Source organism: Heliorestis convoluta (assembly GCF_009649955.1).
In the GTDB taxonomy this organism is placed as follows: domain Bacteria; phylum Bacillota; class Desulfitobacteriia; order Heliobacteriales; family Heliobacteriaceae; genus Heliorestis; species Heliorestis convoluta.
The window spans coordinates 290475-315301 of sequence record NZ_CP045875.1; the positions used below are offsets into that span (position 1 = coordinate 290475).

The 24827-nt window shown below is 42.9% G+C and carries 24 protein-coding genes and 2 pseudogenes; 14 read left to right on the forward strand and 12 right to left on the reverse strand.

The window, feature by feature from the left end; all coding sequences use genetic code 11:
• Positions 1–303: 303 nt before the first annotated feature.
• Positions 304–951 carry a peptidoglycan recognition protein family protein gene (locus FTV88_RS01275; protein WP_243137241.1) on the reverse strand — a complete coding sequence of 216 codons (648 nt, stop codon included), beginning with the start codon at positions 949–951 and terminating at the stop codon, positions 304–306.
• 246 nt (positions 952–1197) lie between these two features.
• Here FTV88_RS01275 and FTV88_RS01280 point away from each other — a divergent pair, with 246 nt between their 5' ends.
• The 3 genes from FTV88_RS01280 (at position 1198) to FTV88_RS01290 (ending at position 2866) form a co-directional block, all read left to right on the forward strand.
• Positions 1198–1662 carry a hypothetical protein gene (locus FTV88_RS01280; RefSeq protein ID WP_153724030.1) on the forward strand — a complete coding sequence of 155 codons (465 nt, stop codon included), beginning with the start codon at positions 1198–1200 and terminating at the stop codon, positions 1660–1662.
• Between the two features lie 65 nt (positions 1663–1727).
• Positions 1728–1925, forward strand: coding sequence for a YjfB family protein (locus FTV88_RS01285; protein WP_153724031.1), 198 nt, complete (start codon positions 1728–1730; stop codon positions 1923–1925).
• A gap of 170 nt (positions 1926–2095) precedes the next feature.
• Complete coding sequence (locus tag FTV88_RS01290; protein ID WP_243137423.1) at positions 2096–2866, forward strand: copper amine oxidase N-terminal domain-containing protein; 771 nt, start codon at positions 2096–2098, stop codon at positions 2864–2866.
• 148 nt (positions 2867–3014) lie between these two features.
• On the opposite strand, the gene FTV88_RS01295 is transcribed toward FTV88_RS01290, so the two are convergent.
• Both FTV88_RS01295 and FTV88_RS01300 read right to left on the reverse strand, forming a co-directional pair.
• Positions 3015–4268, reverse strand: a complete 1254-nt coding sequence (locus tag FTV88_RS01295; protein ID WP_153724033.1) for an NAD(P)/FAD-dependent oxidoreductase — start codon at positions 4266–4268, stop codon at positions 3015–3017.
• Positions 4269–4536: 268 nt separating this feature from the next.
• Positions 4537–5436, reverse strand: coding sequence for a LysR family transcriptional regulator (locus FTV88_RS01300; RefSeq protein ID WP_153724034.1), 900 nt, complete (start codon positions 5434–5436; stop codon positions 4537–4539).
• 230 nt (positions 5437–5666) lie between these two features.
• Between FTV88_RS01300 and FTV88_RS01305 the strand changes: the two genes are divergently transcribed.
• The 8 genes from FTV88_RS01305 to FTV88_RS01340 all read left to right on the forward strand — a co-directional run bounded on the left by FTV88_RS01305 (position 5667) and on the right by FTV88_RS01340 (position 14090).
• Complete coding sequence (locus FTV88_RS01305) at positions 5667–6071, forward strand: hypothetical protein (protein ID WP_153724035.1); 405 nt, start codon at positions 5667–5669, stop codon at positions 6069–6071.
• A gap of 239 nt (positions 6072–6310) precedes the next feature.
• Positions 6311–6742 (forward strand): response regulator, encoded by a 432-nt coding sequence (locus FTV88_RS01310; RefSeq protein ID WP_153724036.1) that lies wholly within the window; start codon positions 6311–6313, stop codon positions 6740–6742.
• A 23-nt stretch (positions 6743–6765) separates the two neighbouring features.
• On the forward strand, positions 6766–8514 hold the full coding sequence (locus FTV88_RS01315) for a GAF domain-containing sensor histidine kinase (RefSeq protein WP_153724037.1): 1749 nt from the start codon (positions 6766–6768) through the stop codon (positions 8512–8514).
• Positions 8515–8820: 306 nt separating this feature from the next.
• Entirely contained in the window at positions 8821–10296 is a 1476-nt protein-coding gene (locus FTV88_RS01320) for a circularly permuted type 2 ATP-grasp protein (protein WP_243137243.1), read from the forward strand.
• Positions 10269–11183 carry an alpha-E domain-containing protein gene (locus FTV88_RS01325; RefSeq protein WP_153724038.1) on the forward strand — a complete coding sequence of 305 codons (915 nt, stop codon included), beginning with the start codon at positions 10269–10271 and terminating at the stop codon, positions 11181–11183. Before FTV88_RS01320 ends, FTV88_RS01325 begins: the two co-directional genes overlap by 28 nt.
• Positions 11180–12049, forward strand: a complete 870-nt coding sequence (locus tag FTV88_RS01330; protein ID WP_162007846.1) for a transglutaminase family protein — start codon at positions 11180–11182, stop codon at positions 12047–12049. Before FTV88_RS01325 ends, FTV88_RS01330 begins: the two co-directional genes overlap by 4 nt.
• Before the next feature lie 81 nt (positions 12050–12130).
• A complete protein-coding gene (locus FTV88_RS01335) occupies positions 12131–13114 on the forward strand; it encodes a M14 family metallopeptidase (protein WP_153724040.1) in 984 nt (327 codons plus the stop codon).
• The gene (locus FTV88_RS01340; protein WP_162007847.1) at positions 13107–14090 is read left to right on the forward strand and encodes a M14 family metallopeptidase; all 984 of its coding nucleotides are present in this window, start codon (positions 13107–13109) and stop codon (positions 14088–14090) included. Before FTV88_RS01335 ends, FTV88_RS01340 begins: the two co-directional genes overlap by 8 nt.
• 189 nt (positions 14091–14279) lie before the next feature.
• Here FTV88_RS01340 and FTV88_RS01345 read toward each other — a convergent pair whose 3' ends face one another.
• Entirely contained in the window at positions 14280–14420 is a 141-nt protein-coding gene (locus FTV88_RS01345; protein ID WP_153724042.1) for a zinc ribbon-containing protein, read from the reverse strand.
• 58 nt (positions 14421–14478) lie between these two features.
• Positions 14479–14643, reverse strand: a complete 165-nt coding sequence (locus tag FTV88_RS01350) for a hypothetical protein (protein ID WP_153724043.1) — start codon at positions 14641–14643, stop codon at positions 14479–14481.
• A gap of 217 nt (positions 14644–14860) precedes the next feature.
• On the opposite strand from FTV88_RS01350, the pseudogene FTV88_RS15730 reads away from it, so the two are divergent.
• From FTV88_RS15730 to FTV88_RS01370, 3 genes and pseudogenes are all read left to right on the forward strand, one after another.
• A pseudogene (locus FTV88_RS15730) lies at positions 14861–15585 on the forward strand (carotenoid biosynthesis protein).
• Positions 15554–16291: a lysophospholipid acyltransferase family protein gene (locus FTV88_RS01365; protein ID WP_153724046.1), complete on the forward strand. Its 738-nt coding sequence runs from the start codon at positions 15554–15556 to the stop codon at positions 16289–16291. Before FTV88_RS15730 ends, FTV88_RS01365 begins: the two are co-directional and overlap by 32 nt.
• The gene (locus FTV88_RS01370; RefSeq protein ID WP_153724047.1) at positions 16282–17433 is read left to right on the forward strand and encodes a glycosyltransferase family 2 protein; all 1152 of its coding nucleotides are present in this window, start codon (positions 16282–16284) and stop codon (positions 17431–17433) included. Before FTV88_RS01365 ends, FTV88_RS01370 begins: the two co-directional genes overlap by 10 nt.
• Before the next feature lie 488 nt (positions 17434–17921).
• On the opposite strand, the gene FTV88_RS15735 is transcribed toward FTV88_RS01370, so the two are convergent.
• The 7 genes and pseudogenes from FTV88_RS15735 to FTV88_RS01400 form a co-directional block, all read right to left on the reverse strand.
• Positions 17922–18422 (reverse strand): TRSP domain-containing protein, encoded by a 501-nt coding sequence (locus FTV88_RS15735; RefSeq protein WP_279236982.1) that lies wholly within the window; start codon positions 18420–18422, stop codon positions 17922–17924.
• Between the two features lie 255 nt (positions 18423–18677).
• A pseudogene (locus FTV88_RS15740) lies at positions 18678–19256 on the reverse strand (phosphoribosyltransferase domain-containing protein); the annotation flags it as partial.
• A gap of 123 nt (positions 19257–19379) precedes the next feature.
• The gene (locus tag FTV88_RS01380; protein WP_153724049.1) at positions 19380–20618 is read right to left on the reverse strand and encodes an HpcH/HpaI aldolase/citrate lyase family protein; all 1239 of its coding nucleotides are present in this window, start codon (positions 20616–20618) and stop codon (positions 19380–19382) included.
• 33 nt (positions 20619–20651) lie between these two features.
• Positions 20652–21341 carry a TIGR00266 family protein gene (locus FTV88_RS01385; RefSeq protein ID WP_153724050.1) on the reverse strand — a complete coding sequence of 230 codons (690 nt, stop codon included), beginning with the start codon at positions 21339–21341 and terminating at the stop codon, positions 20652–20654.
• A gap of 25 nt (positions 21342–21366) precedes the next feature.
• Positions 21367–22785 carry a serine/threonine protein kinase gene (locus FTV88_RS01390; protein WP_153724051.1) on the reverse strand — a complete coding sequence of 473 codons (1419 nt, stop codon included), beginning with the start codon at positions 22783–22785 and terminating at the stop codon, positions 21367–21369.
• 5 nt (positions 22786–22790) lie between these two features.
• Positions 22791–24086, reverse strand: a complete 1296-nt coding sequence (locus FTV88_RS01395; protein WP_153724052.1) for a PP2C family serine/threonine-protein phosphatase — start codon at positions 24084–24086, stop codon at positions 22791–22793.
• Between the two features lie 74 nt (positions 24087–24160).
• Positions 24161–24826: a vWA domain-containing protein gene (locus FTV88_RS01400; protein ID WP_153724053.1), complete on the reverse strand. Its 666-nt coding sequence runs from the start codon at positions 24824–24826 to the stop codon at positions 24161–24163.
• Position 24827 lies beyond the last annotated feature (1 nt).

Here is a 24827-nt window from a genome sequence, read left to right on the forward strand (position 1 = left end):
GTATTTGTATTTGCAATAGGCCAAAACGCAGTCACAACCAGCAAAATGTACCTGGGTCAGGCGTTATGACTTCCTGGAGAGAGGACTTCAGACCTCAGCCATCGGCAGCTTGCTGCCGCTCATGGCGTGGGATGAGTCCGTTCGGAAGGAAATCATAACGCCTGACCCCACCACAAAGTAGCTATTTTCGTACTACCCCCCCATGCCCAAGCAAGCGCAACCAAAAATAGGAATTGATGCCAAACAAAACGTCCCCGTGCCACGCTAGAAACGTCCCAGTGGCACGCCCGTGCCACGCTAAGCTTAATGCATCAAGTAGGAAGCCACACGCTCAAGTAAGATACCAGCAAAATCACCTCTCACACTTTTACCTTCTCGAGCATGGCCAAGCCAGTAATCAGGTGATTGAATAATCCCTTTTTGCACCAAGATGTCTAAAGACAAGGCAAGGCTATCAGGCCCTTTTTCCTGTACTTGCTCCTTAAACAGATGCCACCGAGCCCAATGATTGGCTCCCATAGTTCCCGGACATACTTTTCCACTAGCATCAAAATGGCGAACCACTCTCTCTATAGGAACACCGTGTTGCTGCATTAGAAGCTTGATCAAATACTTCGTCTGATGTATAGCTTTCTCATAATCGCCGTCACCATTGATGCAAATCTCCACACCAATCGAATTCTGATTGGTAATACCATAGCGACCTCTACCATCACCACAATGCCAAGAAGCATTCACATCTTCAACAAGTTGCAAGATCTGCCTATCGTCAACAAAATAATGAGCCGAAGCTTGTCGATTGCCACCATTAAAGTAACGGAAATGGGCCTCACTATCAGCACCTATTTTCGTATTGCCTGTATCATGAACAACAATATAACGAATGCTTTGCCCCAAGCGACTAGAGAAGTTAAATTGAATAGATCTTTTCCGTATCACACCTTGATTCACTGTATAATCACCTCCTTCTGTATCTGTTTTTTCCCTGCAACAAGAAAACTTGTTCCATAGAAATTATATTCTAACAAAATGGGCTTGTACAGTCTTTTTTTATAAAAGATGAAAGTAGCTGCCAAACGAAAGGCCCCCATGCCACCCTTTTATTTTTTGCGAAAAGGGGAATTCTCCTCTCGCTGTAGAAATAACTACAAGACAAAGCAAACAGCAAAAGTAGAAAAAAGCGAGGTGGAACTACTCTTGTCCTCATTCTTTTTGCTCTTCGGATTCGTTGCACTTGTTGTCATTATTGCACTCATTATCGCAGGTGCCAAAACAAAAGCAGAAATACAAGGAGGAGACGAATTGATCAAGAAAGTCTATATCTACGTAGTCCTTTTCGCAACGCTTATGATGACAATCGGTGGCAGTGTCGGTTCTTTCATGGCGATTGCAGACCTAATAGCGCCACAACCGTATCATCAATCCTATGAAGACTTCGTACGTTGGGGTGTTGAAAAAAGGCCAGTAAGCGATGAGATGGTAGAAGAAAAGACCGTAACAGAAGAAGAATTGCGTGAACGCTATGAAGCAATGGTTATACATGAACAAGAGCGGCAAGCGGCTCGAGCTAAAAATTCTTTAATTAAAAGCCTTGGCTGGATTATCATTCCTTTGCCGATCTTCTTAATTTTTCAGCGCCGATTGGCCCAAGAAAAGAGTTAGAGTAAAATTCTAATGGCTTTAACCAGACGCGGTTGTTATAAAATAAGGAAAGGACGTGATCTCCCGTGGATATCGCCGCCCTATCCATTCTGATGAACCAATCACAAGTTCGTCAAGAAGCATCTATATCGGTACTCAAGATGGCCCTAGACACATCGCAAGTGCAGAGTGCCGATCTTGCGAAAATGATGCAGGCCAATACAAAGACCATGGAGCAGTCTGTCAACCCGCATGTGGGTGCTCGTATAGATGTAACATTATGAAGATCCTGCAAAGGATCTTTTTCTTTTACTCATTTCTGTTGAAGTCCTTTTTCAAGACTGATAAAAGGATGTAAAAATCTTGCAAAGGATGACATAATCGACAGTAACCTCATCATACCTTTGAGCAAAGCAGCGATTCGTAATAGGAGGAGGGAAATGGTTTGAAAAGAGTGAAATCATCCATACTTTTTACCCTGGCTTTTCTTTTCATCACATTCCACAGTGTCCAGGCTTTAGAACCGGAAGTCATTGTCGACGTTGTACCAGAACAGTACCCTCTCTATGAGGACAAGATAGAGGCCATGATCTTACAAGAGCGTGCCCTTGTTCCTTTAAGAGAAGCAGCAGAGAAGCTTGGCTACCACATAGAGTGGAATGGTGAAGAAAGAAAAGTGTTCGTTCAAAAAGATAACACTGAAATTGTTCTGTTTATTGATAGCACAGAGGCTCTCGTTAACGGAGAACGAAAAAGTCTTGATGTGCCACCAATACTTATAGACAACAGAACCTATGCACCCATCCGCTTCCTCGCTGAAGAAACCAACTACAATGTCCACTACAGCCGGCGTTATGTACAATTTGGATATGCACCTGAAGTATTTGTTACCTTCTATACGATGGTGCCTGATGAAGAATGGGAAATTATCTACCACGACAGTGATAACTACAGCCAACAAGGGTGCGATGAAATGCCTTCTTCCTATTGCTACCAAAGCCTCAACGCCCAAGGGCAAACAGTGCGAAATATTAGAATCGGTTCTTCCCTTGCAGAAGTTAAAAAAGCCTACGGCATACCTAGAAACAAAAGCATTGATGAACATGGATCAGGAACGCTTGCTTACGCGGGGCCTTTTACGCCCCAGAGCGGCGACTTTAACGAAATGCAATTTCATTTTGAAAATGGAATCGTTATAGAACACATAGTTCCTTATGGGAACTAGCGCGTGTAACGTAATAACTAGAAAAATAAAAAAGCAAAAAAAGATCCAGTGAAGGGATCTTTTTTGCTTACTATATCAATATATTAATTTCAGGACTGTCTCCAAATTATAGTTAAGATAAAGCTGCACAATAGACTCTATGAAAAAATTACTTGCTAGAACTATGAGAAGAAAGAGGTTCAACGCTATCAGAAAGACGCAGTCTTGACAACAATAGCTTTGCTCCACCTAACATATAAAGGTATCGCAAGTCGATTAATTTTTTCATTAACAAGGCCAATTTTCCTTTTACTTTCATGCCGAAGACGACACCAACAGCATCTTCTTTCCCCAAAGTAGCGACAGAACCTTTCATAAAAGGCTCAAAAGTTTCTAAAGTAGGACCACCACGAACCAAAGCTGCAATATTATTCGCACAAGTCTGGGACTGCATAATCGCAATTTGTGCTGTTGGTGGGTAAGGTCGACCCGTACGCTTGTCAATAAAAGAAGAACAATCGCCGATGACAAAAACATTGTCATAATCTTTGATGCGCAAGTCAGCTTCCGCAGGAATTCTACCATGAGATGCTTCGAAGACTCTATCACAGACAACGGTGTTTCCTTGAATTCCGCCTGTCCAGATGACCGTAGCTGGGGCAATGCGTTCTTCCCCTTCTTGAGAAAGAAGAGTTACACCTTCTGGATCAACAGCTTTGATTCTCGTTGAAAGGCGGAAAGATACACCGAGGCTTTCCAGTGATTTCTGAGCGTACTCTGCCAGAGAACAATCGAAGTTTGCCAAAATCCCTGGAGCACCTTCAACGTTAATCAATTGAACTTGCTTCCGATCAATCCTATACTCATCGCAAAGCGCAGGGACTCGCTCTGCCAATTCGGCGATAAATTCGATACCAGTAAATCCAGCCCCACCAACAATAAAGGTTAGCTTTTCATGATTATTTTTACGAGCTGCAAAATCAGCAAAGCGGCTTTCAATCTTGCTGCGAATCTCTCGTGCACTGTTCATGCTGCGAATGGTCAAAGAATGTTCGAGAATCCCGGGAATCCCAAAGGTTGCTGGCTCGTAACCTAGAGCAACAACGAGATAATCGTACGTAAGAGCTTCGCCATGACAAAGCAGAACGCGCTGCTCTTCTTTTTGAACTTCCATTACCGTATCTTTAATAAACTGAACCCGTTCTGTATCAATGACGCTACGAACGGGTATGGTAATGCGACTCTCATCACAAGTGCCTGCTGCTACTTCATGAAGCCAAGTCGTTAAATAGTGGTAATCATGCTTGTTAACAAGTATAATATCTGCTTCATCCTGTCGCAGGAGTTTTTGCAGTCGCGCAACTGTTAAAATGCCGGCATACCCTGATCCAAGAACAACAATTCGAGGTTTATGGTTCTTCATAAGAGACGCTCCCATCCAATTATTAAAAAATTCACAAAGAGAATATTAAAAGACCTACCATTAGTATCTTGCCGAAGGGCATTGCCTGCAAGAGTTCTCTTGGATAACTATGGAATAACTCCACGAGTTGTGAATATTAGCTTTTTCATTTATGTTGCTATTATAAAGCCAATGGAGGGCATAGATAAAATGCATATTAAACATGGGGGGTATGATCAGGGTTTATGGACACTTTGCACAAGGATGTGCTGGTGAAATCGATCGCAAGTTACAGTTCCTTTTCCGGCTTATTGAGTAAAAAAGATAAAAACTTTTCTGCTGCTACTGATAAAGGAATCGTTTTGAGATGAACAACACCGATATACCTCGATGGGATTGGCTGGGTCAAATTTACTTCATAGAGGGATTGGTTTTTTAATTCTTTCGCAATAAAGTTTTTGATCACCGATGCAACACCAAAGTCAATCAAGGCAAACTGAATATTCAGCTCAAAATCACTCAACTCAAAGGCCGGCTTTACCGTTAGCCCATGTTGAGAAAAAACTTTTTCAATATAAGTCCGTGAACTACTTCCTTTTTCTAATAGAATCAGAGGATATTCGACCACTTCCTTCATAGTGCGAGGGTAACGGGCAAGCTCTTTAAATTTTTCACCGACGACAAAGCAGTCTTGAATTTCCATGATCTTATAAACCATCAACTGCTCATCTTGCACAGGCAAATGAACAAAACCAATGTCAAGAGCACCTTTTTTCAACATTTGAATAACAGACAATGTATTTTGGTTGCTCACATGAATACCAATCCCTGGATGAGCTCGCTTGAAGTCTTTCAAGTAGGGAGGAAGATAGTGCTTGCAAATCGTATCGCCAGCACCAATAGAGATTTCCCCATTTTGAAGATCTTTGACTTCCGTTAATGAACGCTCCCCTAAGGAAATAAAGTTAAAAGCTTGCTCCACATAGGGGAAAAGAAGCTCTCCATCTTTGGTTAAACGAACGCCTTTCGGAGTTCTAAAAAAAAGCACAGAGCCTAACTTTTCTTCTAACTGCTGTATAGAGCGACTTACAGCAGGTTGGGTAATATACAAAAACTCAGCGGCTCTGGATATACTGCCTTTTTTGGCTACCACGTAAAAAATCCTGTACAACTCCATATTTATCGCCATAAGATACCTCCGACTTTGGCCTAGTAGGCGCTTCATTTCCTGGCTATTTGCTGAGCAAGAATCACCGTCAAAGGATAGTAAATTAGGGATTGAATTTATAATCAATTATGTTAAAATGATCAGAGGATTAAGAGATGGAAGAGCTGTAATTATTAGGTTTCTAAAATATAAGAGCTGGCTTCTATGTTACTCTTTTTTCATTTTCTAAGAGAAAGAATGATCGAACGAGATTGGATAAAGAGAAAAAGAAGGTGATAAATGTGAATGTCAAAAACTGTGCCTCTTGTCACACGCTTTTCTTCAACCCGATTAGAAGTCAAATTCTTTGCCCGCAGTGCAAGGAAGACGAAGAGATAAACTTAGGCAAAGTTCACACTTTTTTGAACAACCATCAAGATGCATCGCTATTGGATGTTGTAATGGAAACTGGTATTTCAGAAAGTCAAATACGCCGTTATATAGAAGAAGGACGAATTGACACAACATCATTTACAGGGCTAGAGTTAAACTGCCAGATATGTGGCCTTCCTATTAAAACGGGAAATAGATGTTCTCGCTGCTCTGATGAACTCAAAAAAGAATTTCAGATCGCTTATTTAAATCTTTCAAGAAAAGATAGCAATAATAAGCTGTAACAGGTGACACAAAGGACTTCCTTATGACCGTTTTGTTTTCGATTTCGAAAACAGCGGTCTTTTTTTTACGGGAGTAGGAGTCCTTTCATTAATGATATACTAGACCTGCTCAAAATTGAAGAAGGTAAACTAGGATTGCAAGATGCCATTGATGATGTACTTATTTGCGCATTTAGTCTTATCATGATTTGTGCTATTATATAAAGTAAAAGCGTAGTTGTACTGGAGGAGGCTATAGGGTGATTAAGGAACTAAAAGCCTTATCACAACAAATGCACGTACTGTATGTAGAAGATGATAAAACTATCCAAAAGCAAATGGAGGTATTGCTGAACAAATTTTTCGCTACTGTTACAGTAGCGAATGACGGAACTATGGGCCTTCGCCAGTATCAACAGAATATAAATGCCTATGACATTGTACTTTCTGATATATCAATGCCAATGATGAATGGATTGGATATGGCTCGAGCTATCAAAGAGATCAATCCAGAACAGATGATTCTTTTGATTTCGGCTCACAATGATAGCGTCAACTTACAAAAAGCAAGTGCTCTTGGAATTACTTCGGATTACTTCATAATCAAGCCGATTGATAAAGATAGACTGCTGAAAGCACTTTACCAGGCTGTGCAAAAAGTCCAAAGAGCTAAAAAAGTCCAGTGGCCATAGGGAGAATATCAGGGGGTAAAGATATGGATAAATCGCTCCAAGATTTTGTTAACCACTCTCCCATGATTGTCATTGTCTGGCAATGCGAAGACCCATGGAAAGTCAAATTTATCTCTAACGCTATTTGTCAATTCGGATATGATCCCCAGGAGATCCTATCGGGCAAAATCTCTTTTCTTGATCTGATTTACAGTGAAGACAGGCACCGATATATAGCAGCAATGAAAAACAGGTTTCTGGCTACTTGTCAGGAATATACCCTGGAATACCGTATAGTGACCAAAGAAGGTCAGATTCGCTGGGTAGAAGCTCAGAAAATCATTAGCCAACGGACAGAAACTAAGCAGTTTTTTCATCAAGATATCCTCATTGATGTCACTCGACGCAAAGGGATGGAAGAAGCACTTTATCGAAAAGATCGACTCTTACATGGCGTTGCTGCAGCCACCAATAGCTTGCTGACAACCTATGATTTTAATCACGCCATCATACAAGCCCTTAACTACTTAGGAGAAGCTGTAGAAGTCGATCGCGTATACATATTTCGCAATCACGAGCACTCCCTAACAGGAGCCCCCGCGGTGAGTCAAACTTTTGAATGGTCTCGAGATAACATAGTCCCCCAAATCGACAACCCTGTACTACAAGACTTGCCCTATGAAGAAATCGGGCTCTTATGGTGGTACAAGAACTTAAAGGATAATAAAACGATCAATGGCCTCGTAAAAGATTTTCCTGAAGCAGAGCGAAGCGTTTTGGAGCCACAGGGAATTATTTCGTTGCTTGTCGTGCCGATCTTTATTGGAAAGGAATTCTGGGGCTTTGTAGGCTTCGACGATTGTCATTCTGAGCGGATATGGACAAAAGAAGAAGAATCCATTCTGATGGTAGCAGCTGCGAGCATTGGCGGTGCCATTCAACGAAAAGAAGCCGAAAGCGCTCTCCAACTTAGTGAAGAAGAGCTCCGCATCGCTTTAGAGAAGCTCTCTCGACTCAATGAAACCTTAGAAGAACGAGTTTTTCAAGAAGTCATGATGAACCGCCAAAAAGACATGATGTTACAGCAACAATCACGACAGGTGGCCATGGGTGAAATCATCAACTCCATTGCCCATCAATGGCGACAGCCTCTTAATAGCATCAGTTTAGCAGCTTCAAACATTGTGATAGATGTTGAATTGGGTGAAAACCTTGAAGAGATTGCTGAAGAAGGCAATCAGATTATTGAACTGGCTCAAAGCATGTCTCAAACCATTACTGACTTTATGGAATTTTTTAATGACAACAAAAAAGAAGAATTTTTTCGAGTGGAAGATGTACTCAAAAGCATCGGTGGCATGCTGCAATCACAGCTTTATAGCAAGAATATTGCCTACCAGATCAGACTCCCCGAAAAAATTGAAGTAAAGGCCTTTCGCAATGAACTTCAGCAAGTTCTTTTGAATATCATCACCAACGCCATCCATGCCTTTGATGAAAAAAAAGTAGAACGAAAAATGATTTGTGCCCATGGGTGGATAGAGCATGGCCCAGAGGAACAGGAGCATCTGATCTTAGAAATTGCTGATAATGCAGGTGGCGTACCGGAAGAGATCATGGAAAAAATCTTCGAACCTTATATAACAACGAAAGAAAAAGGCAAAGGAACGGGCCTTGGACTTTCTATCAGCCGTACTATCGTTCAGGATAAACTAAAAGGCAATATCGTTGTGCGTAATGAAAATGGTGGCGCTGTCTTTTCTCTGAACTTTCCTGTATCTTCTTCAGGCTAATCGAAGGGCAAGGCGGATTAAAAAGAAAAGAGCGAGTAGGGATACTTTTACTCCCTACTCGCTCTTTTTATAGACTTTTTTCGACAAGTAAGTGGTAACAATGGTTGAATATATAGGGAGGTCGTAAAAAAGGGTAAACAAAAAATAAGTTTCTTGTACTTTTTTACAAAACCATATATTCCTAAAAGAAGAGAAATGCGCTATAATGTTTTTACCCAGTAGTGGGGAAAGAAGTGCATTTTAGGTTTCTTCCAAGCTACGAAAGGGTAGCTTCTTTTTTTTTGGCATTTTTTCGGAGGTGTTCTCGTGTTTTCTGTGGATAGTGAGAAAAGGTTTTTTAATGAAATGTTTGATCATTCCTGTGCCGTTCGACCTTGCTATGAGACAATTTATAATTATTTTAACAATCTATCACCCATGATGCTGGAACATCTAAAAAACAAAGCGGAGCATGGTTTCGTCAACTTAGGAGTTACCTTTCGGGTTTATCATGAGTCAACGAGTATGGAGAGAACAATTCCTTTTGACATTCTTCCTCGTTTAATTCCTGAAGAAGAATGGACGATCTTAGATGAAGGATGTCGCCAACGAGTTCGAGCTCTCAATGCCTTCCTCTATGACATTTATCACGGTCAGGAAATTCTTCACGATCAAGTTATACCAAGAGAATTGGTCGTAACACATCCCGACTTTTGCTGGGCCATGGCAGGACTCCATGTTCCATTAAATGAGTATATTACTTTAGCAGGTATCGATGTAATTCGAGATAATGAGGGCAAATATTTTGTCTTAGAAGATAACTTGCGCGTACCTTCTGGAATCAGCTATGTGTATGAAAATCGAAAAATGATGCAACAGCTTTTCCCAGAGCTTTGTCAAAATCATCAAATTGAGCCGATTATGCCATCTTTGAGCTATCTAGCGCGGTACTTGCAGTCTCTATCTCCCAGGCGGGTCTCCAAGCCTACCGTTGTCTTGTTGACGCCAGGTCCTTATAACGCCGCCTATTATGATCACGTCTTTCTATCGCAGCAACTTGGTATTGACCTTGTAGAAGGCCAAGATCTAATGACCCTTGATAACCGCGTCTATTTGCGCAGCGTGGAAGGGTTGCGACAAGTCGATGTCATTTATCGACGTGTTGACGATGCTTTCTTAGACCCTCTTGTATTTCGACCCGACTCTATGCTGGGTGTGCCCGGACTTATGAGTGCCTATCGAGCCGGTCATGTTGCTCTGGCTAACGCGCCTGGCGCTGGTGTTGCTGATGACAAAGCCATCTTTGCTTATGTGCCTGCCATGATTCGCTACTATCTCGGTGAAGAGCCGATTCTAGAAAATGTTCCTACCTTCCTTTTGAAGAATCGAGAAGAGCAGGAATATGTACTCCATAACTTAGAGAAAATGGTCGTCAAGAAAACAACGGGTGCTGGTGGCTACGGCATGCTTATCGGCCCGAAAGCATCAGAAGAAGAACTAGCCACGTTCCGTACCATATTGCAAGAAAAGCCGCATCACTATATTGCACAGCCGACCATTCAATTGTCGCAACACCCATCTTTTATCAATGGTGTTTTTAGCAATCGACACATTGATCTTCGGCCTTTTGTCATAGGAGGCAAAAAAGTCATACCAGGTGGCTTAACTCGTGTTGCCTTGCGGGAAGGTTCTCTTGTAGTAAATTCTTCGCAAGGTGGAGGTAGCAAAGACACCTGGGTTCTTCGAAGTCAAGGTGGAGAAAGGGAGTGCCAATTATGCTCAACCGTCAGGCCGACAGCTTGATTTGGTTGGCCCGCATGATTGAACGGGCAGAAAACAACGCACGAATGTTAGAAGTATATTACGCAGAATCGCTAGAAGAAAAAGCATCATACTGGGAATCTCTCGTAGCTGTTACAGGCGACGTAGCACTGTATCGTCAACAATATAAAAACGTCGATAGCCTATCTGTTTTTGAATTTCTTTCTTTTTCTGATCAGAATCCCAACTCTATTTACTGTTGCTTGCACCAGGCCAAAGAAAATGCTCTCGTAGCCCGTGAAATTCTCCCCAATGAAATTTACGAAGTCGTAAATTCCTTTTACCTTGTCGTTCGCACTTGTGCGCAAAAGCTACAAGGGAAGTCTCCTCTAGAATTTTTACATCTCGTGAAAAAGCGTTCTCTTCTTTTTCAAGGTATGGTAGAAGCCATTTTGCCGCAAAACAAAGGCTGGGCTTTTCTCCAACTAGGTCGCTATCTCGAGAGAGCTGACAAAACAGCGCGGATCATTGATGCCGCTGTAGGCCATCCTAAGAGCCACCAAGAGAACTTATGGTTGCGCGTTTTACTTTCTGTGAGCGCCTATGAAGCCTATCGCCGAGAATGGTGTGGGCGCATTGGAGCTCGAGAAGTAACTGAATTTTTGGTTCATCAAGCTGATTTTCCTCGATCTTTATCTTTTTCCGTTGCTCATGCACTAGAAGCGGCTGATAAAGCTTTTCAAAATGGCGCTCAAGTCGTAGAGCCCATTCAATTGTTAGAGCATCTAGACCAACAGTTGCGGATGACAGCCATTGAGGAAATTGAAAGACAGGGCGTTCACAATTTCTTGCAATCTTTTCTCAGCGAAAACAACAAAGTAGGGGATGCCGTGAATCATACACTGTTTCGCGGCCCAAGTACTGCGTGACTCTTTTGTCGGTTTATCACCGAACTTTGTACAGTTATTCCAGCAATGTATCGCGTGGAATCAGTGAAGTTCGCTTGACGCCCATGACTGACCAGAACCAGAGATTGCTTTCTTTTCAGCTCAAGACAGAGCCTTTAGGGGCCTTGCAGCAATCGATGGACGCCTTTGGCAATCAGGTCCACACACTGTGGTTCCCAGAGCCCCATGATCAATTGGTTATAGAGACGAGAGCCATCGTAGAAAATCAGCAAGTCGAGAACAGTATAGTGCAACATAACAATATCTTACGAAACAGTGACGCTACCTTAGAATACGTTGACATAGAACAATGGTCTAAACAGATCAAGCAAAGTCATGCTGAATGGTTAATGGAGACCTCCTATTGCCCTTTTCTGCCAGAAGTACAGATGATGGCTGAAAGCTTTCAAGGCATTTCGGGCGGTTGGCCTGAAATTTATAAAATGTCGAATTATATATACGAAAACTTTACCTATCAAGAGCAGGTAACGGCTGTAGGTTCTACCATTGATGCAATACTATCTAAAAAAGTCGGTGTTTGTCAGGACTTTTCTCATCTTCTACTTGCCTTACTTCGCTTTCAAGGCATTCCAGCACGATATGTTAGTGGCTATATTCCTTGTGGCGGTCCCTTGCGTGGAAGCGGTGCTTCTCATGCCTGGGTAGAAGCTTATCTGCCAGGAATAGGATGGCAAGGTATTGATCCTACCAACAATTGCACTGTCAATGACGCTTATGTCAAAGTAGCCCATGGTCGTGATTATCTCGACATCGTGCCCGTTAAGGGTCTTTATTGTGGCAGAGCAAGACAAAACTTGCAGGTAACGGTATATGTACAAGTTTTGTAATACATTCATAGGTTTCGTGAAGCCATCCTCATAAGATTCCTATCGCTCCTTGAATCAGGAGCCTAGATTGGAGGTGGTCCCATGGAGGAGAAGATCCTCACCATTCGCATGCCTGCTTCTGATCACTTTAGCATACGCAAAGAAGTTATAGGTTCCCGAAAGTTTGCTGACTCAAAGCGTGTTGCCATCATAGCAGGCATTCATGGTGATGAATTTGAAGGCTTATATACTTGCTATTTGTTACATCAACAGCTGCAAAATCTCATAGAAAAAAACGAGCAAGTGCTCACAGGGCAAGTAGACTTCTATCCTTCTGTCAATTCTTTAGGCCTTGGTAGTTTGAATCGAGCCTGGCCTTTTTTTAATGTTGACTTAAATCGCCAGTTTCCTGGCACGAATGAGGGTCATGTTCCTTTGCAAGCGGCTCATGCGCTTCTACAAGATTTACAAGGCGCTGATCTAGTTGTAGATATTCATGCTAGCAACCGCTTTGTCTTGGAACTACCACAAATTCGCATGCAAGAACACTATGCACCGCGCCTGTTGCCTCTGGCCAAGCGGTCTAATGTAGATCTTGTCTGGCTTCATGGATCTTCTACTATATTGGAGACCACGCTGGCGACCAATCTCAATGAAATGAACATTCCCACGCTCGTTGTAGAAATGGGCATTGGGCAACGTCTGACCATTGGTTATTCCGAGCAATTGCTAAAAGGCTTGCTCCATCTATTGCGAGACCTTGGTATTTTGCAAATACCAGAAGAGCAACTACCTGTCTTGGGCTATCCTCGCATCATGAAAGATGAAGAAGTCTGGTACTTAAACGCCAAAGCATCAGGTCTTTTCGTACCTGAACAAGCTATTTTTGGCCGCTTTGTTCAAGAAAAAGAAAAGATCGGGCGCATTGTTGATCCCTTAAGTGGAAAAGATCTTCAGATTATTGAAGCACCCTGTGCCGGACTGGTCTTTACGCTGCGACAACACCCTGTGGTCTATGAAGGCTCTCTATTAGGTCGCCTGGCTACGCAACCAACCGATTCGGTAGGAGGGGATGCCGATGCTTGAACCGATTTTGACACTGAACATTCCTTTTCGTGAGCCCATGGTTCTTTATAAAAATGAGTTTCAAGGCACTGGCGAAGGACCCATCGTTTCTTTGGTATCAGGCATCCATGGCGACGAACTAAATGGCATTTACTTGTTAACACGGTTGGCTGCTTTTTTAGAAGAAGTCGTACAAGGGAAAAAAGAAGGCTACACCTTACAAGGAACGGTTCGCTTGGTTCCTGTCGTTAATGTGCCCGGTGTTAACTTTGCTTTACGCAACTGGCCTTTTGACGGCACCGATATTAATCGTATGTTTCCCGGATACGATCAAGGGGAAACAACACAGCGTATTGCCGACGGTGTCTTTCAAGCGACCTTGGGGTCTCATTATGCTTTTGATGTACATAGTTCGAACGAACAATTTTATGAATTGCCCCATTTGCGCACTTTTTTCCCCGATGAACGGGAACTAAAGCTTGCGCCTTATCTGCGTTGCCCCTATTTACTCCATCGTGAGCTAACGCCCCTGTATAAGACCCAGCTAGCCTACCTTTGGAAAGACAGTGGTATCTCTCCTTACATACTAATGCTCGGAGTGGCTCGACGCATTGATGAATCGATGGTGCAGCAAGTCTTTCATGGCTTAATCGACTTTATGGTAGCTACGGAAATTTTAGCAGGGCCGCCCCTTGCGCCACCACCGGCAACGCCCTTTTTCAGAACGGCCAATACGCACCTCGTTCTTTCTCAAGCAGCTGGTATTTTTCGTCCTACCGCTGTTGTTGGCACAGAGATAGAACAAGAAGATCTTATAGGGCACATCTACAATGTACTCACCGGAGCCTTAGAAGAAGAAGTGCGTGCGCCTGCTTCCGGCCTTTTGGCCGGCTTGCGCGCTTATCCCATGGTTTATGAAAAAGAGCTGTTGGCTCGTATTTTTTCGCCCCATGAAAGCTTAGAAAAGGGCTTTGATATTTGGTATCCAGAACAGTAAGGAAAAATGCCTTCTTTGAACGATTATTATCGATGCTGCAAAGACCTTTTGAACCATGAAAAAAGCAGACCCTCTCTGGTACGCTTTTCAAAGCACCAGAGAGGGTCTTTTTTCGTGAATGGCTACTATGTGTAAATGATAAAAAATCTTATGTCAAAACCATATTAGAAAATGAAGGTACCATCTTGCTTAGCTTAATTTTACATAACCTGTGTATTTACAGATTGGACAGACTGGTAGCTCTTCGTTGTCTTGCAACTCCGCTACATAGCGACATTTTTCGCACTTGTAAGAGCCTTTACCTGGCTTTTCTCCCGCTTTAGGCATCATTATCACCTCCTCAATGCTATCAATTCTACTTTGTGGCTACGATTTCCTCTTTTCTCATTTACTTTTCATGGTTACAATTTCCTGTTCCACTACAGCCTTTTTCTCCACCACACTGGCACGAGTGCTCCGTCTTTTTTGCTTTTCGTTGAAAGCTCCAGGCGGTTGATAAGACGATTAAGGCTACGAAAAAGCCACCCAAAAGGTATGTTATTGTATTTTCCATGGTACTAGTACACCTCTTTTTATGAAAAAAAGAATTTTCAATAATGCAAGAAAAGCATGAAATTTATGGTAAAATAAAAATATCGCAATCTCTACTAAAAATGATTCCTTTTATTCTTAACAGAAAACCAAAAGTTACCAAAAAGTTACTACGTAAAAAGGTTTGGTACTTTTTACTTCTAAGAATCGAAAAAATGCAAAAGAAAGATGTGCCAGCTATGATTGCAAAAATATTTTGGTTTTGGTATGCCGTTGGCTTGGTTTTACTTTTTGTTGTTGGCGATGTGCCTGCTATCTTGCATTTCTCGAACGGTCTTTTCAACCTTTTTTATGCTCTTTACGCCCTAGAATTAGATAGTGCGTTGCGTGAAAAGTGGACTTTGGTTTGGGGAAGAGCCATTATTATTGCTTTCTCTACTTTTTTTCTTGAGTGGTTCGGTACAAAGACAGGGCTTCTCTTTGGGGACTATAGCTATACCCACGTTCTTGGTGTTGCTTTGGGGACGGTACCTTGGCAATTGCCTGGGCTTGGGTGGGTGTCGTCATCAATGCTATCTTGTTATCAAGAGCGACCTCTCGATTTTGGAGAGGCTTGGAAGTCGGTTTTTGGGCTGTTGCTTTTGATCTGGTTTTAGATCCAGTTGCCTATGCCCGAGAATTTTGGATCTGGCATGACCAAGGTATTTATTATGGCATTCCTTTGCAGAACTTTGTGGGCTGGTTTGTCATTGCCATGGTCCTTTCTTATCTATTTCCGATTCGCACAGTGCCTTATGAGGTTCGTATGAAAGCGTTACGAATGTACCAAATGGTGTTACTCTTCTTTGGTCTTTTGGCCTTTCGAGAAGATATGACAGCTTTGTTGCTCCTGGCGCTGTTCATCGCAGCTCTGGCAGAAGGGTGGGTACGACGTGATCGAAGCTTCCAAAAGCCTTTGGTTTAAGAAGCTCTTCTATTACTATAACGCATATTATCTCCTGCGTCGCCATTTTCACGCTCTTTATCTGCGCGGTCAAGTGGACCCCCTGCCGGCAAAGCCTGCGCTTTATATTATGAATCATAGCAGTTGGTGGGATGGTCTGCTCGTTTTTCATGTTGTAGAGACTTGTTCTCAAGGCGATCATTATCTGATGATGGATGAAGAACAGATGAAAAAATTTCGCTTCTTTCGACGGATTGGCGCTTTTTCGATTAACAAAAAAGAAGGGCGAGAGATTATCACTTCTTTAGATTATGGAGCGCACTTACTAAAGCAAGGGGCTTCTATCTGGATTTTTCCACAAGGTGATATCTATCCTTTAGAAAAGCGCCCGTTGCAGTTTCAATCAGGCCTAGGGCAGATTTTGCGTCAATGCTCTCAAGTCCCTGTCCTTCCCGTAACTTTGTATTACAGCCTCTGTCTTCACCAGAAGATAGAAGCTTCCTTTTACTTTGGTTCTTCCATCGAGAAAGACTGGGGCAGGATGACACGAAAAGAGATTTCCCAGTTCTTAGAAATATCTTTAGAAAAGCAACTAGATGAGCATCGCCAGATCATTTGCCAATATGGAAGAGAGGCCTTGCCTGAATTTTCGTTGCTCATGGCACCAGGACGTTCTACCAATGAATACTTTGAGCAATTTCTGAAAATGGTGAAGCCATGGAAATAGTACTTTTCATCATTGTAGCAATGCTTGTGGCCCAGCTTTTCTTTGTCCTCTGGAATGGAAGCTATTTATCTTCTCTAACCGATCTTGCCAAGAAAGGGCAGTCCGACGCAGGTGCGAAGCCACAACAAGAACCTTTGGTATCTGTGCTGATTCCAGCTCGTAATGAAGAGAGTAACATCGACGCTTGTCTGGAAAGCGTTCTATCTCAGCAAGATCTAGCTTTGGAAGTCCTTGTCCTCGATGACGGTTCTACCGATGGGACGCCAGAAAAAGTCGCTTCCTGGACCGAACAGGATCAGCGCCTTTGCCTCATTAAAGGTAGGGCAAAGCCGGAGGGATGGATGGGCAAATCTTATGCTTGTCATCAGCTTGCGCAGCAAGCACAAGGAACGTGGTGGCTTTTTCTCGATGCCGATACAAGGTTGCGAAATCCTAAAGCACTGGCTAAAACATTGGCAGTTGCAAAGCAGCAAGGGAAAGGTATGATTACAGGCATTCCCTATCAGCGTACAGGCACCTGGATGGAAAAACTCATACTACCTATGATGATGTTCACCATCTTATGCCACCTTCCTTTGCGTCTCCTTCACAAGTCGTCCAACCCACTGTATTCAGCAGCCCATGGGGCTTTTCTCTTTCTTCATCGAGACAGCTATCGCGCTTTTGGCGGCCATGAAGCCTTTCGTAGCCATCTATTAGATGATATGCAAATGGCGCAAGCCCTAAAAAAAGCAGGTCATAGGCTTACCTTTGCAGCGATTCATCAAGATGTAGAAATGCGCATGTATCACAATGCGCAAGAAGTCTGGCAGGGATTTAAGAAAAATACCTTTTCCGGCTTGGGCCGAAGCTATGGACTTTTGCTTCTAATTACAACGTTTTACAGCTTGCTTTACCTGTTGCCACCTGCTTTATTTCTTTTTTATCTTTTGGTAAAAGGTACTTTTTTACCAACCGCACTGGTCGGATGGGTCCTTGCGATGGTAATCAAAGGTTTTATCGATAGAAAAAGTGACCAACCGCTTTGGTTAGCGCCCTTGTTGCCACTGAGTATATTCTTTATGCTCCTCATTGCCTGGGACTCAGCGCGTTCTGCTTTTTTGGGAAAAGGATATGCTTGGAAAGGTCGGCAGTATGGGTAAAATAATATAGTGCATGAAGGGGTCTCACCGTTTTTACGTTAAAACGAAAATAACCACAGAGGCACAGAGGTAATACAAAAATAGCTACTCTGTGGTGGGGTCAGGCGTTATGACTTCCTTCCGAACGGACTCATCCCACGCCATGAGCGGCAGCAAGCTGCCGATGGCTGAGGTCTGAAGTCCTCTCTCCAGGAAGTCATAACGCCTGACCCAGATACATCTTGCTGGTTGTGACTGAGTTTTGGCCTATTGCATTGCAAATATACAATAGGTAGTTGCGGATAGAAGAAAGTTTCGCCAAGCTATTCCAACGGAAGTAACAATCAGCAAAAAACTTCTGGGCCAGGGCATCACGCTTTCCGGAGCGGGACTTGGGACCTCAGCTGTCGCCAGCTTGCTGGCGGTAACAGCGTGGGACCAGTCCAGAGCGGAGGAAAGCGTGATGACCGGGCCCCTCTATGAAGTAACCCCAACGCAATCAGAAAAAGCTAACTTTCATCAAATTGGTTGAGGACAGAGCCATAGACTGGCACTACGATATAGATGCTTTGAATTCCTGTAGAATCTAAAGCTTGTAACAAAGGTATAATTCTCTCCTTAGGAAGTGGTCGCTCCAGAAATAAAAAGATTTCTTCGTATTTGCCCACTCCTATGTTATAGACATAGTTAGGAATGAGAGGATCATCAGCACTGGGAAAAGCTAAGGCATGACGAATCCCATAATCCTCTTTGTCCACAGGATAGACAGGACTACGGGTTGTTGCTTGCACAAGAACCTTTTCACCCATATAAGAAGCAATCTTAAAAGGCAGATACATAAACTCGCCTGTACCGAGACATAAAGTCTTGCTTCCTCGTCGCAGTTGCTGTAGTTGTGTTCCCACTTTACAAGCAAGTGCCTCCATTTGTGCCTGTTCCTTCGTGGTCATTCCGAATCGACCTGTATAAGGAAGATAAGGCGCTCCATTCACCCAACCTGTAGAGTCCATGGAAGTGAAGGGCAACCCTTGTTCCACTTCATACTCTATCACTTCTACAGCAGTGCCTCCTGCTAAAGGCTCTCTTTCTACTTCTTTTAAATCATAAAGGCACGATAGGGAAGGCGAAGATGCTTTATGGGTTACTTTCTCTGTAAGATCTTTTTCATTGAACCTGTTATGTGCCCAGTAAGCATTTTCAGCGTTATAAAAAGTTCCGATTTCCCTTTCTACTACAGTCCCCCAAGATTCTAAGGTGCCGGAAAGAAGAGAAAAAACCTGAATAGACACTCCAAGTTCTTTTTCCATTTGTTTCAAAGCTGCTCGATCTTCTTGAGAGCGCCAATCAAGGAGGGTAAGAACGTAATAGTTTTTTCTACTATATTTTTGTTCAATCGTCTTAATAAAGTTTAGGGCCGATTTGCCTGTTGTTAACTCATCGTCAATTAACACAATAGGATGATCATTGTCAAAAAAAGATGCCTTTACCGCATACAATCGATGTTCCGGTGCATGACAATGCTCTTCTTCAAAGTCAAACAAGTCAGGCAGTTCATTAATTTTCTCTCGTGTCGTATGCCAGTAAAGAGCATTTTGTTCAAAGCAAGAAAAAACAGCCTGTCCCAATGCTGTGGCTGTTTCAGCAAAGCCGATGAAAAGATGGCTAGATGGTAGCACAAATGTGCCTTTTGGCGTTACATAGGCTTGCTCTCCATCGAGGGCTTCCATCAATCGTTTGGCCAAAAGCTTCCCTGCTGTAAAAGCAAGATCCGGTTCAATGGGGATATGCTTTCCAAGAAGCTTGCTGACAAAAAGAAAACTTCTATGCCGATTTTTCCGAGCCGCTAGAGAAAAAAGAGCTTTCTCATCAAGCCATAGGGATTCTTTGTGATCACCAGCCGAAGATGTAAATTATCTATAATAGGGTACACAGCTTCTTGGAAACCTTGGTCCTGCTCTCTATCTGCCTTATGTAGATGATGTAACATGGCGTTCTGTTCCCAGCAAAATGGTAAAGTCATAGCTTTCATTTAGCACTCCATATATACGAGCTCTCGTAAGTATTTTTTGCGCCCAAGTAAGATGGGGCTTAATTTCGTTCATTTTGTTCTGAAAAGAGCTTTTCAGAACACCGACTTTTCCATTGTTGTTACTGATAATTGTGGTAGCATCACAATATTCTTCATAAGTAACTGCTTGTAAAGCATTCACAGGTCGAATATGAGAAGGATGAATCACCGTTTTTCCACATAAACCATTGGCTTGATCGAAGAGAATTTCACGAATTAAGCCGTCTATATAACGAGAGATTAGCTGTTGGCGAAAGGCAAGGCCTCGATGACCATATCGTTCAAAAGGTGCTTCCCGTAGCTTAGGCTTTAATACGCGATTGTCAGAGGGAAAATATTCCCAGACCGGTCCAGAAATGACATAAGAGTCATCAATACGGCCAAATAGATTGACAATATCACCAATGCAATCTTGCAAAGGGGCAATGTCATATAAAGTAAGATCAGGGCTTCTGCGAATGCCAAAGAGGCTACAAAAATCAGTAGCGCCAATTCGTATATTCAAAATCATATCTTTATAGGGTAGTAACAGTGCTTTCAAAGCCACTAAAGCATCCAGACGAGACTCTTTATATAAGATATCTCTTGTCTCTAAGATAGGCATGCCATAGAAAAAAGGAAGAGGCGACAAAGCCCTTTGTGCTCTAATAGAATCGTTTAACTGACGTAGTAACTGAAGATAGACGGAACCATTTTGTTGCGAAAATTTCGGAAAAACAAATCCTTGAAGCAAGCACCTACCTGCTACCACAGAAGGCCACAATCTCTCTATAATTCGTTGAAATTGCTCGGGACTCCGAAGACGCAGAAAAATTAAGGGCAAGCCAACTTTCTGTTCCCTAGACAAGGTCTGCCATGCTTGTTCTAGTTGACTCAGTTGGGCAAAAAGTGCTTCCTCTGCTTCCGCAACTTCTTCATCACCGATGGCATCTTCTAAGCAGATAACCATGGAAGTTAGCTCTTTATGTTTACAAGTGATTAAATCCTCCGCAATACGAGGACGATGGGCTGGCATGTACAAGGTTGCGCCGAGTGCATGGGCCAATGTATTCCTATCCCAAGTAGGACCATATGGTTCTGGAGGAATATAAAAAATCCTCTCTATTTCTGCCTTGTCTAAATCGTTAAAATGGATCACCCATCGCTTCCTCGCTTTCGGCCTTATAGTAAATTAGGCTCCAGGACGCCCCCCGGGAATGAACTTTTTAATCCAGTTGCCAAAGCCTCCTGGGTTCCGCGTCTGTATAAGTACTGTTCCTGGACCTCTAAAACGACAAACGGCAATTTCTCCCGATGTGAAAGTATGTATCCAACTGCTTGAGGCTCTTTCGATTTTATAGTCCATATAGTCAGGCCATGCTACCAAGTGATGATTATCAATGATAAACTCTTCCCCTGCATCAAGGTTGATGGCATGAATCCCGCCATAGCTATTTACAAAAACTTTGCCATAACCACTTACTTTGACAACAAAAAAGCCTTCTCCCGAAAAGAAACCTTGCATTAAGTTTTGCATCTTTGTTGATACTTGTAAATCTTGCGTGCCTGCTAAAAAGCCGTCTTTCTGTACGATCAAGTTATAGGTGCCATCAAGTTTAATATCGATAATATCACCTGGTATAGAAGGCGCTAACAAAACGGTCCCTGGGCCTCGGTTGGCTGTCAAAGTTTGAAAGAAAAATTTCTCTCCCGCTAACATTCGAGCGATGCCTTGCATGATACCTCCGTGGACAGAACCCATAACATCGACGGTGGAAGACATGGCTACCATCGCATCGGCTTCAGCTTTGATACTTTCTCCTTTTTGCAATTGCATTTCTATAATCGGAAAAGCTCCGGGGTACAGTATCTTATAATCCATGGTTTCACCTCTTCTGCTTTATTGATTATGACTGATTCAGCATCTGAACGTAGACAATTCTGCCATGCGTTTCGGTAGATAGGCGGATTTGTTGACCTTCTTGAAGGGGAATAAATTGCTTTCTGGGAATCGTTTTTTGTATACCTTTTTCTATCAACTGGGCATCCATATCGAGATTGTAAAGATACCATCGATTCTCGTGATAGTGAAAATACCCTTGCGGTGTTTTATCAGCATTTTCGCCAGCACGAATGTGATCAAAGACATGCCATTTATAAAGATAGAGGCCTGGCCATACAATGAGTTGACGTCGTTCATTGATAAAGTGGCCTGGTTTGCCCCTTTGTTCTTTGTAAAACTGCAATAGTGGAACAGGATGGTGGGTCATTTTTTGCCCACAGCCGGGACAAGTAGCGCCGTAGACAAACCATTGTAACTCGCATTGGCTATTGGAACAAGGATGAATGAGATCGGTTGTCCGAATCAAAGCTTGTTCCCAGTCTGCTGCGGTAGGACGGTAGTCCGGCTCATGGAGATACTTGACAAAAGATTTGTTAATTAACTCAGCGAGATAAGTCCCCAATCGTTCAAAGCTGGTAAAAGTGCCTTGTGGTCGATTGCTTTGATCATGAGGATGTTCAATAAAAAGAGCTTTTGCACCCATGGACAGCTTTTCATCTTCTTCTGCCGAAAGGGTGGAATTTATCTTCGGTCCTCGCAGAGGATGACGAAAGAGTAAGGTCTGATATACAAGGACAGCCAGTGCATGTAAGTCTGTGCGGATAGACGGTGCCCCTTGGCCCATAATCACTTCAGGCGCAATCAAGCCTGGCGTACCTGCTACACTCGGTGGGTAAACCTCTGGTACGACAAGGCTATCGAGATCGATCATATTGACAGTGCCAATCACAGGATCAGCCAAAAAATTATTGTATGATAAATCAGAATGGGCCAGGCCCGCCGAATGAAGTCGCCGTGTCGCACGAGCCATCATAATGGCGATCTTTAGGTGTCCCAACCAGTCTCCTCGCTCTTCTTTGCTAATTAAGTTTCTTGTACGGGGAGAAATAAACCAACTAAGCTTTTTTTCTCGTCCATCTTTGGTGAAAAATGTCGACGGATAGGCTGGTACAAGGACACCAAGCCGAGGTGCTACGACGACAGCAGCAGGCCAGCAATAGAGGCTTTTCCAGTAGTCTCCACTTTCAGGATGTAACGTCGGGTTATACTTGTAAACGATGTTTTCAATACGGCGACGGCGCTCTGGATCTTTGCTATCGTTGAGATCTTTATAAAACTTGACAACAGACTTTCTATCTTCCGTAAAGTGTACGACCCCTTCGCTGCCTTCCCCAAGCACTTCCTGCTCATAAAAGAGGGTTGTACCATCGGCCAGCGTTGCTTCTAAAAGTTTTTTCTTGTTTTTCTTTTTTGCTTTGGCCATAACCTTTATCTCCTGTACAATATCGCCATCGTTCGATCGTCAAAGGAACCTCTGCGTTCATAGGAGAGAAACTGAAGCATTGCTTTGTCTGGCTCTGTACTGCCCTTTACAATGTCATGCACTTGTAGAAACAGTGCAGGCATTTCTTGTTCAGCAGGAAAAAAATCATCGCAAACACCATCGCTCATAGCGGCTACAGCAAGGACATCTTTTTTAATAGAGAAGAAGATACGATGTCCCAATTCTTGCTCGATGTTCCTAGATGTAATAAATTTTGTTTCACTGGCAAAGGTCCCTGTATCAGCACTGCCGAGTAAGGTAACTGAATCATTGCCTTGCCAAATTGCAATTGATCCATCACCAACTTGTATACTGGCTAGAACGCTTTTGCCTTGCCATAGGGTATGAACGACGAGAAGTAGAGTCGTAGACAGTTCTTCGACTTTGGCTTGCCGTTTTGAAGCTTCTTCTTTTAGCGCTTGTATGGCTTCAAGAATGGCCGTTGTTAGATATGATTTAATCTTTAATAAGTCATTTTGGCTAGGGATTTCACCGTCCTGCTCCGCCAGTACATAATCTTTTAAGCATTGTTGCATATGCAGCAATGCTTTTTGGCAAGCAAGGGCTGCGCCGACTCTGGAATATTTGCAAGAACCAGCTCCATCGGCTACAGCCAGCAAGGTCCACTTTCCTTCTTGGCCAATCGCGAAAGAATCTTCTCGGTGCGATCCTTTGTGAGCATGTAGTTTCCCCCGTCGACTGGCTGCCGTGATAGACCAGACTTCATCAACCTGGTAATGAGTACTGTCTTCAAGGGGAACCCAATCCTCTGGATCGTGTGGGGGTATATCCTTCCATTCTGGGACGATCGGTTCCGGCGTTGCTGGCTGCTCTTTTGCTATCTCTTCCGTCTTTTGATTTTTCTCAAGGGACACTTCTGGCAGCTTTTCAATTATCTTTTTATCTTCTGCTCTCTCTTGAGAGGTTGGTTTAGACAAGATTTCATAAGAATAGAGGCCCTTTTGAGGTTGTAATACTTGAATGACTTCAATCTTTCGAACAACAGGAAATTGATTTTCTGCACGACGACGATAAAGAATCTTGGGAAAACAACGTTCTAATTCTCTCGGAATTTGCTCGATAGAGATGTTACCTTGGGCTACATGAAACAAAAAGGTTGAACGGTCGGCATCTTCGGCTTCTATAATAGACCCTTTTACGACAAAACCATATGTTCGAAAAAGAATTTCCAAATCCTCTTGTTTTTTTGGATTGAGCTGGAACTGACTCAAATCTAACATGATCCCACTCCTTTAAAGAAAGGGTGCCCTGGTATGCAGGGCACAAGTCTCTTTCTCCTATCATCGAAGAATCATTAAGGAACAATCTGAATGGTTGGAGGCGGTGGTGGTAATTCAGCAGGCTTCTCACCATCGGCTGTGAATTTTTGGCTAGCCATAGACACAGAAGCACTGACCCAACGGAAAAATTGATTAAAATCATCAGGCTGGTATGATTCCATGTGTAATACGATTTCCGTAATTTTCTTTAATGTCGTTAAGTCCACATCAGGTCCACAACCGACAGCGATAATATTGGCCAGCTTACCGGCTTTTTGCTTCATTACATTGGCGGGTCCTTCCCAGCTATCTGTCGGTACGCCATCGGTAAGTATGAAGACGAGGGGCTTATAGTCACCTTTTTGTGTCGCTGTTGATTTCTTTACTTCTGTATCAAGGCAGCGATCGAGAATTTTTAAGGCTTCTCCTAAGGCTGTTGTACCGTTGGCATCAAGTTGTGGTTCTCGAAAGCTTTGTAGATCCGTAAGAGGTACTACTTGTTTTGCTGTACTCGAAAAAGTAATCACGCTAAGATAGGCTGTTTCAATGGCCTGAGGTTCTTTTTTCAGGGATGAGATGAGATACTTTACGCCTTGACGTAAAGCCTCAATGGGTTGTCCATACATTGAGCCGGAGGTGTCTAAGAGTAGGTAGACTGGCAATCTCCGTTGATTGGACTCCATTTTATCGAGATTTAGCATT